Source organism: Corynebacterium halotolerans YIM 70093 = DSM 44683, from assembly GCF_000341345.1.
GTDB classification, from domain to species: Bacteria; Actinomycetota; Actinomycetes; order Mycobacteriales; family Mycobacteriaceae; genus Corynebacterium; species Corynebacterium halotolerans.
Genome location: NC_020302.1, coordinates 1,452,444 through 1,470,709 on the forward strand (window position 1 = coordinate 1,452,444; position 18,266 = coordinate 1,470,709).

The following is an 18,266-nucleotide window of genomic DNA, read 5'->3' on the forward strand; positions in this document are numbered from 1 at the left end:
GTGCAGGGGTGTGGTACGGGAAGATACAGACAGGCGGCGGATAGAGATGCTTATCGACGCCCGCGCCTACCGCGCGACGGACGTGACGACGTTCGCGAGGGCACCGAAGATGCCGAGCGCGACGAAGCCGATCAGCCAGTCCCGGAACATCATCGAGCTGCCCTCGCGCTGATCGTCCCCGGTGGCGCCGGTGGAGGAGAGCAGCTCCGCGCCGGAGGAACCGAGCCTGAGATCGGCCGGCAGCTCCTCGATGCTCTGTGAGAACGAGGAACCCGACTCCGCCTGGGCGGCCGGAACCGCACCGAAAACGAGGGCGGCGGAGGTGGCGAGAGCGATGATGGCACGGCGCATGGGGAAGGTGTTCTCCTTGGGAAGGGCTGACTTTATGCCCGCATCACTCTAATGGAGGACCCCGGGCACGGCCCCACCAACTCAGAGAAGGTGGCCACCAGTCCGCCGACCACCGAGATCAGCGCGGCACCGATGGCCCAGTCCGCCAGCAGAGTCAGTCCGGTGTTCAGCTCCGGGCTCCCGCTGCTGCCCACGGCGTCGCGCACCCCGTCCAGGTAGGTCCGCGGATCGGGGAGTTCGATCTCCGGCAGACCCGAACCCGCGTCCTCGACGACGGACCGCACCTCCGGCGGCAGCTGCGCGTGGGCGGTGACCGGCGCAGCCAGGAAGATGGCGGCGGCCGAGGCTGCGGTGATGATCATGCGACGCATGAGGGCATGCTCCTGGGTCGATGGCGGTGTCGAGGGGCAGTGTAATCATCGTCGGCCGGGGAGGTCGGGAGAGCAGCAGAAAAAGCCCCCTGTCAGGACGCCTTGCCTGTCAGGGGGAATTATCCGGTGCCCCAGGTGGGACTCGAACCCACACTGTGCGGGTTTTGAATCCGCTGCCTCTGCCAATTGGGCTACTAGGGCGTGCTGCAGTGTGCACTTGATGTGCACTGCGAGATCTTAGCGCAGGACCACGCCGGGTAGGGAATCGCCACCGCTAGACTCGGGCACGTGACTGAGACGACTGAGAACAACCGCCTTCTGCTCATCGACGGGCACTCGATGGCCTTCCGCGCCTTCTACGCCCTGCCGGCCGAGAACTTCTCGACGACCGGTGGACAGCACACCAACGCCGTCTACGGGTTTCTCTTGATGCTGGCCGGTCTCCTGGGTGAGGAGAAGCCGGGGCACGTGGCGGTCGCCTTCGACGTCGGACGCAAGACCTTCCGCACCGAGATGTTCCCCGAGTACAAGGCCCAGCGCGAGGCCGCGCCGGAGGCGTTCAAGGGCCAGGTCGGCATCCTCCAGGAGACCCTGGAGATGCTCGGCATCACCACGCTGAGCAAGGAAAACTACGAGGCCGACGACATCCTGGCGACCCTGACTACCGCGGCCCGCCCGCTCGGCTACGAGACGCTGATCGTCACCGGCGACCGCGACTACCTGCAGCTGGTCGACGACACGACCACCGTGCTCTACCCGGTGCGCGGGGTGTCCACCCTCCACCGCTTCACTCCGGCGGCCGTCGAGGAGAAGTACGGGCTGACCCCGATCCAGTACCCCGACTTCGCGGCCCTGCGCGGAGACCCCTCCGACAACCTGCCGAATATCCCGGGCGTGGGGGAGAAGACCGCCACCAAGTGGATCGCGCAGTACGGCTCCCTGGACAATCTGCTCGAGCACGCCGATGAGATCAAGGGCAAGGCCGGCGACAGCTTCCGCGAGCGCCTCGAACAGGTGAAACTCAACCGGAAGCTGACCCAGATGATCACCGACATGGAACTGCCCGTCGGCCCCGACCAGCTGGCGCTGCGGCCCGCGGACGTGGCCGAGGTGGCGGAGCGCTTCGACGACCTCGAGTTCGGCGCCAACCTGCGCGAGCGCATCCTCGCGGTCGTGCCCACCGAGGGGGAGATGACCGAGACGACGGTCGAACTCAGTGACGTCGTCGTCGACGAAACCACGCTCGCCGAATGGCTCCCGGAGCGCCAGGGACAAGGCCTGGCCCTTTACGTGGTGGGTAATGGGGCACCGAACGCGGGCGACGCCCAGGCGCTCGCGATCGTCGATACGCAGCGCCACGCGGTGGCCGCCGAGCTCGCCGACCTCAGTCCGGAGGACGAGAAGGCACTCGAGCGGTGGTTGGCAAGCGACGACCCGAAGTACCTGCACGGTTCAAAGGCCGTCTTCCACATGTTCGCCGGGCGCGGCATGGAGGTGTGCGGGGTCGCCCACGACACCGCCATCGCTGCATACCTGCTGCGCCCCGGCCAGCGCACCTACGACCTCAAGGACGTCTACCAGCGCCACCTGCAGCGCCAGCTCACCGAACCGGACGGGCAGCTGTCGCTGATGGGGGACACCTCGCTGGTCGAATCCGCCGCCGCGGTCCTCGAGCTGGCCGAGTCGCTGACCGTCCAACTGCAGGAGATCGACGCCTTCGAGCTCTACCACGACCTGGAGATCCCGCTGGCCGGCATCCTCGCCCGCATGGAGGCCACCGGCATCGCCGTCGACGTCGCCACCCTCGAGGAACAGCTGGAGAACTTCATCGACCAGGTCGCCCGGGAGGAGGAGGCCGCCCGCGAGCTGGCCGAGGACCCGAAGCTCAACCTGTCGAGCCCGAAGCAGCTGCAGGTCGTGCTCTTCGAGACCTTCGGCATGCCGAAGACGAAGAAGACCAAGACCGGCTACTCGACGGCCGCGAAGGAGATCGAGCAGCTCGCCGTCAAACACCCGCACCCCTTCCTCGACCACCTGCTGGCCCACCGCGAGTACCAGAAGATGAAGTCCACGCTCGAGGGGCTGATCAAGACCGTCCAGCCGGACGGCCGCATCCACACCACCTTCCACCAGACCGTCGCCTCCACCGGCCGACTCAGCTCCACCGAGCCCAACCTGCAGAACATCCCGGTACGCACCGAGGCGGGCCGCAAGATCCGCTCCGCCTTCATCGTCGGCGAGGGCTACGAGACCCTGCTGACGGCCGACTACTCGCAGATCGAGATGCGCGTGATGGCGCACCTGTCCGAGGACCCCGGCCTGATCGAGGCATACCGCGAGGGAGAGGACCTCCACAACTACGTCGGCTCCAAGGTCTTCGACGTCGGCATCGACGAGGTCACCCCCGAACTGCGCCGCCGCGTCAAGGCCATGTCCTACGGACTGGTCTACGGCCTGTCCGCCTTCGGCCTGTCCCAGCAGCTGAACATCCCCGCCGGCGAGGCCAAGGCGACCATGGACAACTACTTCGAGCGCTTCGGCGGGGTCAAGCGCTACCTGTCCGAGGTGGTGGAAAAGGCGCGCAAGGACGGCTACACCGCCACGCTGTTCGGACGCCGCCGCTACCTGCCGGAACTGAACTCCGACAACCGGGTCGCACGCGAGAACGCCGAACGTGCCGCGCTCAACGCCCCCATCCAGGGCACCGCCGCCGACATCATCAAGGTGGCGATGATCCGGGTGGACCGCGAGCTGAAGAAGGCGAAAGTCAAGTCCAGGGTCTTGCTTCAGGTGCACGATGAGCTCGTCGTCGAGATCGCGCCGGGAGAGCTGGAGCAGGTGCGCGAGATCGTCGAGCGCGAGATGGACGGGGCGATCACGCTGCTGGTGCCACTGGAGGTCTCCGCGGGTTCGGGCCCGAACTGGGACGTGGCGGCGCACTGATCAGCGCGGCTCGCTCGGGTGCCGGTCCGGGTCGGTCTCAAAGGCCTCGAACGCCGGGTCCGCCAGCACAGCGTCGATGAGCACATGCGGCCCGGCGACGATCGTGGAGTCCCAGTCGATCTCGGTGGCGATCACCCACGAGTGGTCCGCGGGCCAGATCATCTGTGGCGTCGGGCCCGGCCACCGGCCCTCCCGCCAGCCGCTGCCAGCGGCGTGGCCCCAGTCCGGGTCCGCGAGTTCTGTCAGGTTTGACTCCGCCAACAGGAAATCCCGCTCGGGCCAGTGGAGGCGGAGGCCGCTGTCGTAGACCTCCCGGAACTCCGGTGACAGGCGGGCAAGGGCGTCGCGCCTTCCCGCTCCGCCGTCATCGCCGCTGGGATCGGAGGTGAGGTAGACGATCCCGCCGTGGAACTGGGCGAAACCCTCCCAGAAGGCGAGCACCAGCTGCTCCGGAGTCGTGGTGGCACCGCGGAGATGGACGGTGAGCCGGGACATCAACCGCGGATCGAACCATCCCTCGTCCGACTGTCCGAACCCAGCTACGCCTGGCCAGGGACCTGGCCGTCGATCACCGTCTGCCCTGGCACAAACCCCTGCCGACGAGGATGCTCACCCCGGCACGGGTGCGGGCCGGCTATCGCCGCATCTGCCGGATGCTGGCCCATCCCGCCGGTGCGCCGAAACCCACCCGCCCCGGCCCCGGACGCCCACGAGGACGCACAAACCGCGAAAAAGCACCCATCCCACCCGTCGGGAAGGACCCCAAAGGTTAAACGACAAGCTGAGGGTGGGCGAGGAAGGGCGGGGGCTCGTCAGTAGAAGTGGACGGCCGCACCCTCGCCGCCGCTGCAGGTGACCAGCCGCTCGCCACGGGGGACGCACGTCAGCACGTAGTCCTGGCCGGTGACCGGGCTGTTGACCGTCACCTGCTCCCGGAGGTGATTCCGGATATTGTCCTCGGTGGCGTTCAGCCCCTCGACGAGCGCCTGGTGCGCCTCGGAGACGAACTCGCAGCTGGTGTTGGCGTTGCCCGCCCAGATGTTGGTGCCCCAGCCGTCACCGTGGATACACACGGTGGCCGACTCCCCGGCGATGGTGACTTCCGAACCGACCGGGCCGTATGGCAGGTCATCGGCGGGCACATCGTCGGTCGGGGCCGCGGATGCGTCCTCGGTGACCGTGGCCTCTGCCGCCGGGGCCGCCGGATCCCCGTTCGTTGCCGCGGTCTCCGTGGCGGTGACGGTCTCAGGGGCGACCGCACCGTCATCCCCTCCGGTGCAGCCGGCCAGGGTGAGAGTTCCAGCGGCGGCCAGCGTGGTCAGCAGTCGCGGTGTGGTGGTTCTCAACTTCATCGCCCTCCTTGCAGGGGGTGGATGTCGGTGCTCCTGCCCGAGACTAGCGCACTGGCCGCGGAAAGTTTGCCTGCGTTACCGGACCGTGAGGGAGGCGAAACCCCGGTGATTTCTGCTCAGTGCAGTTCGGCCACGAAGATCGCGGTTCCGGGAAAAATCCGGCCGCGCAGTGGGGACCACTGGCCCCAGGTCTGGGTCAGGTTTTTGGGCCATTCCGGCTCCACGATGTCGCGGACGGCGAAACCGGCGTCGACGAGGGCGCGCACCCAGTCACCGACCGTGCGGTGGAACTCGGCGTAGGTGACCGTGCCATCGTCGTTCGTCTCCACGTACTCGCGCTCAAAGTAGGGGATCGCCGCAATCAGCCCCTCCGGGCCCGGATCGTCCGGGAAGATCCACCGCATGGGGTGGTTGACGGAGAACACCAGCCGCCCGCCCGGCCGCAGCACCCGCGCGACGTCGGCGAGCACCGGGCCGACCTCCGGGACGAAGGGCAGTGCCCCGAAGACCGAGAAGACCACGTCGAAGGAGTCTTCCCCGTAGGGCAGGGCCTGGGCGTCGGCCTGGACGAGGGCGACCTCGGACTCACCGGCGTGGCGCAGCATCTCCCGGGAGATGTCGAAGGCGGTGACGAAGCCGACACCGTCGGCGGCCAGCCACCGCGCGCAGGGGGCCGAACCGGCACCGAGCTCGAGAACCGAGGCCTCCGACACATCGCCGAGCAGGCGGGCGTCGGCCTCGGCGAGCATCTCCGGGCACCAGTGGAATCCGTCAAGGTAGGTGGCGTGTTCGGCGTGGTAGCGCCCGGCGTCGCCGTCCCACCAGGAACGGTTGGCCTGGGCCGCCTGCGTGGCTGATGTTTCCGGTGTGGTCATGGGCAGGATTCTATCCCCGGAAGTATTTGCCCCGGCTGGGTGAACGATCTACACTGGCAGGCGCGTGTCTGTGCGCTGAGACGGGCCCGACTACAATAGGAGGGTTGGGGCGTTTTCGGGGTGAGATCGCGGAATCACCTCTATAGTGGTTTCCCGAGAGACACGTTCCTGTCCACTTCCGATCTCCTATACCATCCGGAGCAACTGAACACATGCCCAATTCCACCACCCCTCAGGTAGCCGTCAACGATATCGGTTCCGCTGAGGAATTCCTCGCCGCAGTCGACGCCACGATCAAGTACTTCAATGACGGCGACATCGTCGAAGGTACCGTCGTCAAGGTCGACCGTGACGAGGTGCTGCTTGACATCGGATACAAGACCGAGGGCGTCATCCCGTCCCGCGAGCTGTCCATCAAGCACGATGTCGACCCCGATGAGGTCGTCGAGGTCGGCGACGAGATCGACGCCCTCGTCCTCACCAAGGAGGACAAGGAAGGCCGTCTGATCCTGTCCAAGAAGCGCGCCCAGTACGAGCGCGCCTGGGGCAACATCGAGCAGCTGCAGGCCAACGACGAGCCGGTCACCGGTACCGTCATCGAGGTCGTCAAGGGCGGCCTCATCCTCGACATCGGTCTGCGCGGCTTCCTGCCGGCCTCCCTCGTCGAGATGCGTCGCGTCCGCGACCTGGATCCGTACATCGGCCAGGAGCTCGAGGCCAAGATCATCGAGCTGGACAAGCACCGCAACAACGTGGTCCTGTCCCGCCGAGCATGGCTCGAGCAGACCCAGTCCGAGGTCCGCTCCGAGTTCCTGCACCAGCTTCAGAAGGGCCAGGTCCGCAAGGGCGTCGTGTCCTCCATCGTCAACTTCGGCGCCTTCGTCGATCTCGGCGGTGTCGACGGCCTGGTTCACGTTTCCGAGCTGTCCTGGAAGCACATCGACCACCCGTCCGAGGTCGTCACCGTCGGCGACGAGGTCACCGTCGAGGTTCTCGACGTCGATCTCGACCGCGAGCGCGTCTCCCTGTCGCTGAAGGCGACCCAGGAGGATCCGTGGCGCGTCTTCGCCCGCACCCACGCTGTGGGCCAGATCGTCCCGGGCAAGGTCACCAAGCTCGTCCCGTTCGGTGCCTTCGTCCGCGTCGAGGAGGGCATCGAGGGCCTCGTCCACATCTCCGAGCTGGCCCAGCGCCACGTGGATGTGCCGGACCAGATCGTCACCGTCGGCGAGGATGTCATGGTCAAGGTCATCGACATCGACCTCGAGCGTCGTCGTATCTCCCTGTCCCTCAAGCAGGCCGACGAGGACTACACCGAGGAGTTCGACCCCTCGAAGTACGGCATGGCCGACTCCTACGACGAGCAGGGCAACTACATCTTCCCCGAGGGCTTCGACCCGGAGGCCAACGAGTGGCTCGAGGGCTACGATGAGCAGCGTCAGGCCTGGGAGAACCGCTACGCCGAGTCCGAGCGTCGCTTCCAGCTGCACACCGCTCAGATCGAGCGTCACCGTGCCGCTGCCGCCGAGGCCGCCGAGCAGGCTGCCACCAACTACTCCTCCGAGACCACGGATGCGGCTCCGGCATCCGAGGCCGTTCCGGAAGAGCGCGGCGGCACCCTCGCCTCCGATGAGCAGCTCGCTGCTCTGCGCGAGAAGCTGACCGGCAACTAAACCCCGGTAGCTCAGCCGACCCCACGCACCCTGAGCGGTGCGTGGGGTTTTCTGCTGCCCGGGTCCGGCTTGCCGGCGCCGTCTCGTCCGCTCCGTGGCCGCCACGAGGGGAACGGAACACCTGGGGTCAGCACGGAATCCGGTTATACCCGGTCTGATCGCGTGGCCCAATATTTCCGATCCCGCCCAACCGGGCGGGCTCAGTCGTTCCACTTCGCGGCCTGTGGGGGTAGAATCACGCCATAAGACCGAAATCGGACATGAACGGTCATTGCCACCAGGACATCGACGTGCCTCACCAGGGGCACCGGTTATGGCCAGTGGGGGAGGGTTCATGGCCGTGACCCGGACAGCACATCTCCGCATGGTCGGCACCACCGTGTGCCGATCTGCGGTGTCCCATGAAAGGTGTCTGAACCATGGCGTCCAAGACGGCGAGCACGTCGCAGCACATCATCACCGAGATAGGCGGAGCGGACAATGTCACATCCCTGACCCACTGCGCCACCCGACTCCGATTCCAGCTCCACGACCAGTCGAAGGTCGACGTCGACTCCCTCGAGAAGGATCCCGCCGTGCTCGGCGTGGTCAAGCAGGGGACGACCGGCCTGCAGGTGGTCATGGGTGGCGGAGTCGCGGAATACTACCAGGCGATCATGAAGGAACCCGCCATGCGGCAGGTCGGGGACGGGGAGTCGTCCGCCCCGAAGAAGAAGGAGTATGAGGGAGTGCGCGGGAAGTACTCCTGGGTCGACTACTCCTTCGAGTTCCTCTCCGACACCTTCCGTCCCATTCTCTGGGCCCTGCTCGGTGCCTCGCTGATCATCACCCTGCTCGTGCTGGCGGACACCTTCGGGCTGCAGGACTTCCGGGCGGAGGAGCAGCCGCCGACCTACCAGTTCCTGCACGCCATGTGGAACTCGGTGTTCTACTTCCTGCCGATCTTCGTCGGTGCGACCGCAGCCCGGAAACTGGGCGCCAATGAGTGGGTGGGCGCGGCCATCCCCGCCGCCCTGCTGACGCCGCAGTTCCTCGCGCTCGGTGAGGCCGGCGAGACCATCACGGTCTTCGGCCTGCCGCTGACCCTGAACGACTACTCCAGCCAGGTCTTCCCGCCGCTGATCGCGGCGATCGGCCTGTACTGGGTGGAGAAGGGGCTGAAGAAGCTCATCCCCGCATCCGTCCAGATGGTCTTCGTGCCGTTCTTCTCCCTGCTGATCATGATCCCGGCCACCGCTTTCCTGCTCGGCCCCTTCGGTATCGGGGTGGGCAACGGTATCTCCAACCTGCTTGAGGCGATCTACAACTTCTCGCCGTTCATCCTGGCGATCGTCATCCCGCTGCTCTACCCGTTCCTGGTTCCGCTGGGACTGCACTGGCCGCTCAACGCCATCATGATCCAGAACATCGCCACCCTCGGCTACGACTTCATCCAGGGCCCGATGGGTGCGTGGAACTTCGCCTGCTTCGGCGTGGTCGCCGGCGTGATGGTGATCTCCCTGCGGGAGCGCAACAACCAGATGCGCCAGGTCTCCCTGGGTGGTCTGATGGCCGGTCTGCTGGGCGGCATCTCGGAGCCCTCGCTCTACGGTGTGCTCCTGCGCTTCAAGAAGACCTACTTCCGACTGCTGCCCGGCTGTTTCGCCGGTGGTGTGGTCATGGGCTTCGTCCAGCCGGAGACGAGCGCCTTCGTGTTCACCTCCGTGCTCACCATCGCCGCCTTCACCCCGATGATCGGCTACACCATCGGCGTCCTCGTCGCTTTCGTGACCTCCTTCCTGCTCGTGATCTTCCTCGACTACCGCGGCAAGGACGAGCGGGCCGAAATCCGTGCCCAGCTCGCCGCCGAGCGTGAGGCCGCCAACCGGGAGGAGGACGAGCGCATCGACGCCGCGGAGGACGCCGGGACCACGCCGGCCCCGGCACCGACCCCGGAGGACGGCGCAGCCGGTACGGCCGTCGCCACCGCGGCAGCCCCCGCCAAGGAGGTCAAGCCGGCGCTGCGCCCGGGGGCGGTCACCGAGATCGGTGCGCCGCTGGCTGGCCGTGCCATCGCGCTGAGTGAGGTGCCGGATCCGGCCTTCGCCGGCGGAGCGCTCGGTCAGGGCATCGCCATCGAGCCCTCCGGGGACAGCGTCGTCGCGCCAGCAGACGGCAGCATCATCACGGTCCAGAAGACCGGGCACGCCGTGGGACTGCGGCTGGACAACGGCATCGAGATGCTCATCCACATCGGCATCGACACCGTCCAGATGGGCGGGGAGGGCTTCGAGGTCCACGTCGGGAAGAAGCAGCGCGTCTCGGCCGGTGATGTGCTGATCACCTTCGACAGGGACGCCATCACCGCGGCCGGTTACCCGGCGGTCACCCCGGTGCTCATCGCCAACACGAAGAAATTCGCCACCGTGGAGGCCCACCCCGCCGAACACGCGGACCTCGGGGACAAGGTCATCACGGTCTTCGCCAAGCAGGGCGAGTAACCGGCAACTAGGGTGGCGGCATGCTGAAGATCGGACTCACCGGTGGAATCGGAAGCGGGAAATCGACCGTCTCCACTCTCCTCACGGAACGCGGTTTCGAGGTCATTGACGCGGACCGGATCGCCCGCGAGGTCGTTGAGCCGGGGCAGCCGGCGCTGGCGGAGCTGGTCGAAACGTTCGGGATGGACATCCTCCACTCCGACGGCACCCTCAACCGCGGAGAACTGGCCCGCCGAGCCTTCGTCGACGCCGAGCACACCGAGCTGCTCAACGCGATCACCCACCCGCGGATCCGAGAGGAGACCGCCCGCCGTTTCGCCGCCGCCGAGGAGGCGGGGGAGAGCAGCGTCATCTACGACATGCCGCTGCTCGTGGACCAGGGCCTGCAGAAGTCCATGGACCTGACCGTCGTCGTGGACGTCGACATCGACACCCGCGTCAGCCGCCTCGTGTCCCTGCGCGGCCTGGCGGAGGACGACGTCCGGCGCCGCATCGCCGCCCAGGTCTCGGACGAGGTCCGGCGGACCGCCGCGGACGTGATCATCGACAACAACGGCACCCCCGCCGCTCTCGCTCCCCAGGTCGACGCCCTGGTGGAGAGGATTCGTGCTGCGGAAGCCGCCGCCGCGTCATAAACTCTTTCCTCATGGGCACCTGGGATGTCGGACCGTACGACAACGACGGAGCAGTCGACCTGCTCGCCGACATCCGTGCAGACCGCTTCAACTTCGAGCGCTTCCGCTTCACCATCGACGAGCACCGCCCGGACCCCGACGACAGCGAGATGATCATCGCCCTCGGAGCGCTGGCCTCCTCCGGGACGGATGAGCTGCCGACGGGGATCCGTCCGGAGGTGCTCTCCCGGTTGTTCACCCCGGAGCGGGTGCGCTGGGTACGCCGGCAGATGGAACGGATCCTGGATCCGGAGAACTCCGAGCTCTACGCGGTGTGGGAGGCCACCGGGGAGCTCGACGACTGGCTGGCCGCCACCCGTGCCGCGCTGCCCTGAAATCGGCGGGTCACCCCGTCTCCACGCCCTGCGTGCTCACGGTGAAACCGTGGGCGCCGAGAGCGCAGGTCACCGCGACCCCGTCCTCGGGCACGCCACACGCGACGGCACCGGCGGTGAGTCGGGTGCCCGGCTGGAGGATCCGGGTCTGGTCGCGGGGCGCGAAGATGCGGTTGACGTGGTGGGTGGTGGCCGGTTGGTCCCCGCTGACGGAGACGGCGTTGATCTCACCCTCACCGGAGTGGGTGCACATGGCGGCGACCTCTTCGACCACGCCCTCCGGCTGCCCGTATACCTCGCAGTAGGTGCCGTCCGGGCCCGTGAACTGGAAGCCGGGTTGTTGCGGGAAGATGTGGCGCGAAGCATAGGGGGCGGGATCCACCTGCGCGAGGTCGGCTATCTTCCGCCCGAATGCGCTGACTTCCCCCGTGGTGGGCGACTCCGCGGTCGAGGACTCGGAGACGGTGGTCGGGGTGACTGTCTCGCTCACCGTCACCGTCGCCGTTTCGACCGGCGCAGGTGTCTCGGTACCGGGCTCGGCGCCACTGGAACAGGCGGGCAGGGTCAGCAGCAGGCCGGCGAGGAACACCGCCGACCGTGCGGCAGGGGCCGGTCTCTTCATGGGCATCACTCTCCCTGCCCTGAACCATACAGGGCCGGGTTCCCATCCTGGCCCGTCAATGACCGGATGTTTTCTCCGGTCAACCGGGGACGACAACCTCCGCCAGGTCGACAGAGTGGTCCGTCACCAGATACAGCGACGGGAATGCCGTCGCCTGACTGTGCCGGGTGAGCATCGCGGTGACGGCCCGCAACAGATAACCGGGGGTGTCATCACCCACCGGCGTGGCATAGAGCGTCTCCCTGTTCGGCGCGGCGACCAACAGGCCTTCCGGGGCGGCATCCGGCCCGAACTTCCCGGCCACGAGGGACGGCAGTGACGGCAGGACGGAGGAGACCAGGGCACTGCCACCGCGGAGCACGTACAGGCCCACGGGATCCTCATCCTCGGAGACGTCGACGAGTTCCATCGGCACCCGCAGCATATTGCGTCGGGCGATGTCGAAGAGGTGGTCGAGATCCTCGTCCGCGACCAGCTGGTCGGGCAGGAGGGCGACGCCGTTGTCCCACCGCAGACACAACAGCTCCCGCAGGTCGGCCAGGTGACGTGCGTAGTCATAGGTCATCGGAAGTCGGAGCGGGAGCTCCGGGACCAGACGGATCCGGAGAGTGGCGAGTACCGCCGGGTCGCTGAGGTCCGGACCCTCCGGTTGCTCGGACGCCTTGTGGAACTCGGTGAGGAAGGCCTGTACCCAGCTGCGGATGAGCTCGGCATGTGCGGACTCGGGTGCGCGCCGGACCGAATCGGTGAGCGGACCGGTCCACAGGACCGCTCCCTCAGCGAGACGGATCTCTGTGCCTCCCTCCTCCGGACGGCGCGTGATGCGTTCGACGGTGAAACCGAGGGCATCGAGCTCGGCGCGGACCTGGTCGAGTACCCGGCGGTCCGTCAGCGCCGTGGAGCGGAGCTCCTCGGCGGCGCCGGGGGATGAGGGATTGAACATGACGTCTCCTGTGTGGTATCGGGGTGAACGGGTGCCGTGGACTTGGACCCCGCCCGCACCGCGGGCGGTTCCCGGGGGTTTGTGCCGGGGGCTAGAATCGGCGGCATGGCATTCGCTGCTGAACACCCCGTCCTGTCCCACTCCGAGCACCGCCCCGTCGGCGAGATCGAGCGCAAAGAGGGCGAGTTCAAGGTCGTCTCCGACTACGAGCCCGCCGGTGACCAGCCCGCCGCGATCAAGGAGCTCGACGAGCGCCTGCAGCGCAACGAGAGCGACGTCGTGCTGATGGGCGCGACCGGTACCGGTAAGTCGGCGACCGCGGCATGGCTGATCGAACAGCAGCAGCGCCCCACCCTGGTGATGGCCCCGAACAAGACCCTGGCCGCCCAGCTGGCCAATGAGCTGCGCCAGCTGTTGCCGCACAATGCCGTCGAGTACTTCGTCTCGTACTACGACTACTACCAACCCGAGGCGTACATCGCGCAGACGGACACCTACATCGAGAAGGACTCGTCCATCAACGAGGACGTCGAACGGCTGCGCCACTCCGCGACCTCGGCGCTGCTCTCACGTCGCGACGTCGTCGTGGTTTCCTCGGTGTCCTGCATCTACGGCCTGGGCACCCCGCAGTCCTACCTCGACCGCTCGATCGTGCTGCAGGTGGGGGAGGAGGTCGAGCGTGACCGCTTCCTGCGCCTGCTCGTCGACATCCAGTACACGCGTAACGACGTCGCGTTCACCCGCGGTTCCTTCCGCGTCAAGGGCGACACGGTCGACATCATCCCCGCCTACGAGGAGCTCGCGGTGCGGGTGGAGTTCTTCGGCGACGAGATCGACGCCCTGTACTACATCCACCCGCTCACCGGCGACGTCGTCCGGCAGGTCGAGGAGCTGCGGATCTTCCCGGCCACCCACTATGTCGCCGGGCCCGAGCGCATGGAGAAGGCCGTCGCCGACATCAAGGCGGAACTCGCCGAGCGGCTGGCCGACCTGGAGAACCGCGGCAAGCTGCTCGAGGCCCAGCGGCTACGCATGCGCACCGAGTACGACCTCGAGATGATCGAGCAGGTCGGCTTCTGTTCCGGCATCGAGAACTACTCGCGCCACATCGACGGCCGTGCCGCCGGCTCCGCGCCCGCCACGCTCATCGACTACTTCCCGGAGGACTTCCTCACCATCATCGACGAGTCGCACGTCACCGTGCCACAGATCGGCGGCATGTACGAGGGCGACATGTCGCGCAAGCGCAATCTCGTCGAGTTCGGCTTCCGCCTGCCCTCGGCCGTGGACAACCGCCCGCTGACCTGGGAGGAGTTCGAGGAGCGGGTGGGGCAGACCGTGTACCTGTCCGCGACGCCGGGCAACTACGAGCTGGCGGCCGCCGGCGGCGAGTTCGTCGAGCAGGTCATCCGCCCGACCGGGCTGGTCGACCCGAAGGTCACCGTCAAGCCGACCAAGGGCCAGATCGACGACCTTATCGACGAGATCCGCCAGCGCACCGAGAAGGACGAGCGCGTCCTGGTGACCACCCTGACCAAGAAGATGGCCGAGGACCTCACCGACTATCTGCTCGAGAACGGCGTGCGGGTGCGCTACCTCCACTCGGACATCGACACCCTGCAGCGCGTGGAGCTGCTGCGGCAGCTGCGGCTGGGCGAGTACGACGTACTGGTGGGCATCAACCTCCTGCGCGAGGGCCTCGACCTACCGGAAGTCTCCCTGGTGGCGATCCTCGACGCCGACAAGGAGGGCTTCCTGCGCTCGACGACGTCGCTGATCCAGACCATCGGCCGCGCCGCCCGAAACGTCTCCGGCGAAGTCATCATGTACGCCGACAGGGTGACCGACTCCATGCAGCAGGCCATCGAGGAGACCGAGCGGCGCCGCGAGAAGCAGATCGCCTACAACACCGAGCACGGCATCGACCCGCAGCCGCTGCGCAAGAAGATCGCCGACATCCTCGACCAGGTCTACGAGAACAACGGGGCCGCCGCCGGGACCGAGGGCGGGAAACTGGCCGGCGACGCCGCCGTGGTGGATCGCCCGGACACCGCGAACATGCCGGCCGAGCAGGTCCAGAAGCTCATCGACGACCTCACCGCCCAGATGGGGGCAGCCGCCCGGGAGCTCAAGTTCGAGCTCGCCGGCCGACTCCGTGACGAGATCGCGGACCTGAAGAAGGAGTTGCGTGGTATCAAGGACGTTGGAATGTAGCACGCCTGTTCAGGCGAGAAAGGACTCTGTACATCATGGTCAGGTATTCTGCGGTCGCCGTCGGCACGGACGGTTCCGATTCCTCTCTGCAGGCGGTGCGCACCGCCGCCAGCCTCGCCCACGTCTATGAGGCCAAGCTGGTGATCATCTGCGCCTGGTACAGCAACACCGGCTCGCTGCTGAACACGCCCAGCAGCGAGACCTCCGTCCTGCCGGTGGTCAGCGAGGATCTCGCCGACGAGTACCTCGCCGAGGCCCGCAGCGTCGCGGAGTCCGAGGGTGCCACGCTGATCGAGTCCCGCAAGGTCCCGGGTGCCCCCGCCAACGTGCTCACCACGGTGGTCGACGACGCGGACATCGATCTGCTGGTCGTCGGCAACAAGGGCATCAACTCCCTGACCGGCCGACTCTTCGGCAACATCCCCACGGATGTGGCACGCCGGTCCACCGTCGACGTGATGATCGTCAACACCGACGACCCGCGTTCCTGACGCCGAAACGTTGTTAAACTGACACCAACAACCCGCACACGAGGAAAGGTCCGTACGGTCCAATGAGCGAGAACTACAGCAAGATCGTCGTCGGCACAGACGGCTCGAAGTCCTCCATGCTCGCTGTCGAGCGCGCCGCAAAGATCGCCGCCGCCTTCGATGCGACCCTGATCATCGGCTGCGCCTACTACGAGAACAAGGAGGAGGCCTCCAAGACGCTGCGCCAGGACTCGGTCACCATCCTCGGTGATGACACCGCCCAGCAGAATCTGGCGGACGCCAGCGACAACGCCCGCGGCGCCGGCGCCACCAAGATCGAGACCACCGTCCGCGCGGGCGCCCCGGTGGAGGCGCTCATGCAGATCGTCAACGACACCAACGCCGATCTGCTCGTGGTGGGCAACCGCGGCATCAACTCGCTGACCGGTCGACTGCTCGGCTCCGTGCCGGCCGACGTCGCCCGCCAGTCCGACTGCGACGTCATGATCGTCCACACCATCGCCTAAAGTCGCGCACCGTGCGAGAAAGGGCCCCTGAGGGGCCCTTTTTCTGTTTGTCCGCCGGCTACTCCGGCAGCTCACCGATCACGGTCAGTGTCTGCGTGGCCCGGGTGACCGCCACGTAGAGATCCTGCCAGCCCTGCGGGGAACGATCCACGATCTCGCCCGGCTCGACGACGACCACGTGGTCGAACTCGAGGCCCTTGATGCCGGAGACGTTGCCGGCGTCGATGACCGCGACGAGGCGCTCCGCTTCCTCCGCGTCCACCGTGTCGCCCCCGAAACCCAGGGACTCCGGATCCGTGCCCGACGGCAGGTGGCGCACGGGGATCCCGGACTCCCGGATCGCCGTCGCGGGGGTCGCGTCCGGATCGATGCGGGCCAGGATGTGGTTGGCCACCTCCATGATCTCGGCGGGCGTGCGGTAGTTGACCGTCAGCTTGTGGTGGCGGAACCGGCCCGAGACGAAGGGCTCGAGTGCGTCCGCCCACGTGTCGACGCCCGCGGGGGAGCCGGTCTGCGCCGTGTCACCGACCAGCGTCATCCAGCGCGAGGGGCTGCGGCGGAAGATCATCCGCCACTCCATGGGGGACAGCTCCTGCGCCTCATCGACGATCACGTGGCCGTAGGCCCAGGTGTGGTCGGCCCGGGCCCGGTCGGCGGTGGAGCGGATGTCCCGGACCTCCTGCCGACGCGCGAGTGTCTCGGCGTCGATGACGTCGTGGGCGGAGAGGATCTCCGCCTCGAACATGTCGTCGTCGTTGTCCGTCGACCGCGAACCGGAGAGGATGTCGAGCGCCTCCTGCGCCTCGGAGACCTGCTCGCGCCACTCCTCGTTCTCCCGGGCGCGTGCCTCGTCGGGATCGGGGATACCGATGAGGACGGCGAGTTCGTCGAGCAGCGCGGCGTCGGAGGCCGCCCAGTCGCTGCCGGCGGGGCGCAGCAACGCACCGCGGGTCTCGTCGTCGTAGGCGGCCGCGGCCACGGCGATGGCGTCCTCGTCCTCGAGCAGGCCACGCAGCACCGCGCGGGGCTCCAGTTCAGGCCAGAGCCGGTCGACCAGATCCGCGACCTTCGGCTCCTCGGCGAGGTCATCGTGCAGCTGGTCGACGTCCGCCCGGGACAGCAGGTTCGCCCCGCCCAGCGGATCGGCGCCGATGCGTTCGGACATCTGCTCGGCCAGCTGGCCGATGAGGTGCTCGGCGAAGACGGGACGGGCGTCGTTGTGCGGACGGCGGGAACGGCGGGCCCGGGTGCGGGAGGCCTTGACCATCGCATCATCGACGGTCAGGGGCAGGGCGTCGACGGTGATCTCCACCGGCTCCCCGGGCAGCGACTGGTGGGCGCGGACAGCCTCGGTGAGGATGCTCACCATCTCCTCCGAACCCTTGATCTCGCGGGTCAGCAGCGACTCCGGGGCGGTGCCGCGGACCCCGGGGTAGAGCGCGCCGACGGTGGAGAGCACCACACCGGTCTCACCGAGCTCGGGCAGGACCCGCGAGATGTAGTCCAGGAAGGTGGGGTTCGGGCCGATGATGAGCACGCCGGTGGACGAGAGCAGGTCGCGCCACGTGTACATCAGGTAGGCCACGCGGTGCAGGGCGACGGCGGTCTTGCCGGTGCCGGGCCCGCCCTCGACGACCATGACGCCGCGGGTGGCGTCGCGGATGATCTCGTCCTGCTCGCGCTGGATGGTCTCCACGATGCTGCGCATGCGTCCGGTACGGGCGGCCTGGATCGCCTGGTAGAGGGCCGTCTCACCACCGACGCCCTCCCGGCCGGTCGCCGCCTGCTCACCGGAGAGCAGCTCGTCGTCGATGTCGGTGACCTCGCGGCCCTTCGTGCGGATGTGGCGGCGGACGGTCACCCCCTCCGGCTGCGCGGTGGTCGCCAGGTAGAAGGGGCGGGCCATGGGCGCCCGCCAGTCGAGGAGCAGCGTGCGGTAGCCCTCCTCGCGGGCGTCGAGACCCATGCGGCCGATGTAACGGCGGTCGAGCTCCGGGTGGTCGGGCACGGGGTTGTCGCCCTCGGCCTCGATGTCGATGCGCCCGAAGACCAGACCCATCTGGGCCAGGTTCAGCCGGTCGAGTTTCGCGTTGAGACCGTGGTACTCGGTCTCACGGCGGACCAGGGCGTCGGCGTCCGGGTTGGCGGGGTCCACCTCCAGCATGACCTGGCGCAGCCGCTCGTTGGCCTGCGCCACCTCTGCGTCGAGACGCGCGAACAGACCGTCGACGTAGGTCTGCTCGGCGGCGACCTCCCGCTCCATGTCATCACTCACCCGGGTGTCACCTCCATGTCTAGAAAAGCAGATGTATCAGCCTACAACGTCCGACATCCCCGGGCGATTCCACCGGCGCACGGCCGGCGGGGGATGGGCGAGCGAAAACCCCCGGGCCACAGTGTGGTCGGCGACTGTGTTCCGGGGGCGCTCGGGACGTG

General features: G+C 67.5%; 16 protein-coding genes and 1 tRNA gene. 8 read left to right on the top strand and 9 right to left on the bottom strand.

Going from position 1 to position 18,266, the window contains the following annotated elements; genetic code table 11:
- Positions 1-66: 66 nt before the first annotated feature.
- From A605_RS06780 to A605_RS06790, 3 genes are all read right to left on the bottom strand, one after another.
- A complete protein-coding gene (locus tag A605_RS06780) occupies positions 67-351 on the bottom strand; it encodes a hypothetical protein (RefSeq protein WP_015400763.1) in 285 nt (94 codons plus the stop codon).
- Positions 352-383: 32 nt separating this feature from the next.
- Complete coding sequence (locus A605_RS06785; RefSeq protein ID WP_027004576.1) at positions 384-722, bottom strand: hypothetical protein; 339 nt, start codon at positions 720-722, stop codon at positions 384-386.
- A gap of 127 nt (positions 723-849) precedes the next feature.
- A tRNA-Leu gene (locus A605_RS06790) sits at positions 850-923 on the bottom strand.
- A gap of 117 nt (positions 924-1,040) precedes the next feature.
- On the opposite strand from A605_RS06790, the gene polA reads away from it, so the two are divergent.
- A complete protein-coding gene (gene polA / locus A605_RS06795) occupies positions 1,041-3,665 on the top strand; it encodes a DNA polymerase I (RefSeq protein ID WP_027004575.1) in 2,625 nt (874 codons plus the stop codon).
- Here polA and A605_RS06800 read toward each other — a convergent pair whose 3' ends face one another.
- The 3 genes from A605_RS06800 to A605_RS06810 form a co-directional block, all read right to left on the bottom strand.
- Positions 3,666-4,160, bottom strand: a complete 495-nt coding sequence (locus tag A605_RS06800; RefSeq protein WP_015400766.1) for a hypothetical protein — start codon at positions 4,158-4,160, stop codon at positions 3,666-3,668. It abuts the gene before it with no gap.
- Between the two features lie 317 nt (positions 4,161-4,477).
- Positions 4,478-5,017, bottom strand: a complete 540-nt coding sequence (locus A605_RS15840; RefSeq protein ID WP_015400767.1) for a hypothetical protein — start codon at positions 5,015-5,017, stop codon at positions 4,478-4,480.
- Positions 5,018-5,133: 116 nt separating this feature from the next.
- The gene (locus tag A605_RS06810) at positions 5,134-5,892 is read right to left on the bottom strand and encodes a class I SAM-dependent methyltransferase (protein ID WP_015400768.1); all 759 of its coding nucleotides are present in this window, start codon (positions 5,890-5,892) and stop codon (positions 5,134-5,136) included.
- A gap of 212 nt (positions 5,893-6,104) precedes the next feature.
- Here A605_RS06810 and rpsA point away from each other — a divergent pair, with 212 nt between their 5' ends.
- The 4 genes from rpsA (at position 6,105) to A605_RS06830 (ending at position 11,054) form a co-directional block, all read left to right on the top strand.
- On the top strand, positions 6,105-7,565 hold the full coding sequence (gene rpsA, locus A605_RS06815) for a 30S ribosomal protein S1 (protein WP_015400769.1): 1,461 nt from the start codon (positions 6,105-6,107) through the stop codon (positions 7,563-7,565).
- Positions 7,566-7,984: 419 nt separating this feature from the next.
- A complete protein-coding gene (locus A605_RS06820; RefSeq protein WP_015400770.1) occupies positions 7,985-10,045 on the top strand; it encodes a glucose PTS transporter subunit IIA in 2,061 nt (686 codons plus the stop codon).
- A gap of 20 nt (positions 10,046-10,065) precedes the next feature.
- Positions 10,066-10,680 carry a dephospho-CoA kinase gene (coaE, locus tag A605_RS06825; protein WP_015400771.1) on the top strand — a complete coding sequence of 205 codons (615 nt, stop codon included), beginning with the start codon at positions 10,066-10,068 and terminating at the stop codon, positions 10,678-10,680.
- Between the two features lie 11 nt (positions 10,681-10,691).
- The gene (locus A605_RS06830) at positions 10,692-11,054 is read left to right on the top strand and encodes a DUF4259 domain-containing protein (protein WP_015400772.1); all 363 of its coding nucleotides are present in this window, start codon (positions 10,692-10,694) and stop codon (positions 11,052-11,054) included.
- Positions 11,055-11,064: 10 nt separating this feature from the next.
- Here A605_RS06830 and A605_RS06835 read toward each other — a convergent pair whose 3' ends face one another.
- Positions 11,065-11,676 (bottom strand): hypothetical protein, encoded by a 612-nt coding sequence (locus A605_RS06835; protein WP_015400773.1) that lies wholly within the window; start codon positions 11,674-11,676, stop codon positions 11,065-11,067.
- Positions 11,677-11,755: 79 nt separating this feature from the next.
- A complete protein-coding gene (locus A605_RS06840; protein ID WP_015400774.1) occupies positions 11,756-12,619 on the bottom strand; it encodes a hypothetical protein in 864 nt (287 codons plus the stop codon).
- 105 nt (positions 12,620-12,724) lie between these two features.
- Here A605_RS06840 and uvrB point away from each other — a divergent pair, with 105 nt between their 5' ends.
- The 3 genes from uvrB (at position 12,725) to A605_RS06855 (ending at position 15,830) form a co-directional block, all read left to right on the top strand.
- Positions 12,725-14,833 carry an excinuclease ABC subunit UvrB gene (gene uvrB / locus A605_RS06845; protein WP_015400775.1) on the top strand — a complete coding sequence of 703 codons (2,109 nt, stop codon included), beginning with the start codon at positions 12,725-12,727 and terminating at the stop codon, positions 14,831-14,833.
- 35 nt (positions 14,834-14,868) lie between these two features.
- Positions 14,869-15,324: a universal stress protein gene (locus A605_RS06850; protein ID WP_015400776.1), complete on the top strand. Its 456-nt coding sequence runs from the start codon at positions 14,869-14,871 to the stop codon at positions 15,322-15,324.
- 62 nt (positions 15,325-15,386) lie between these two features.
- The gene (locus tag A605_RS06855) at positions 15,387-15,830 is read left to right on the top strand and encodes a universal stress protein (protein ID WP_015400777.1); all 444 of its coding nucleotides are present in this window, start codon (positions 15,387-15,389) and stop codon (positions 15,828-15,830) included.
- Between the two features lie 58 nt (positions 15,831-15,888).
- On the opposite strand, the gene A605_RS06860 is transcribed toward A605_RS06855, so the two are convergent.
- Complete coding sequence (locus A605_RS06860; RefSeq protein ID WP_042440357.1) at positions 15,889-18,093, bottom strand: HelD family protein; 2,205 nt, start codon at positions 18,091-18,093, stop codon at positions 15,889-15,891.
- Between the last annotated feature and the right edge of the window lie 173 nt (positions 18,094-18,266).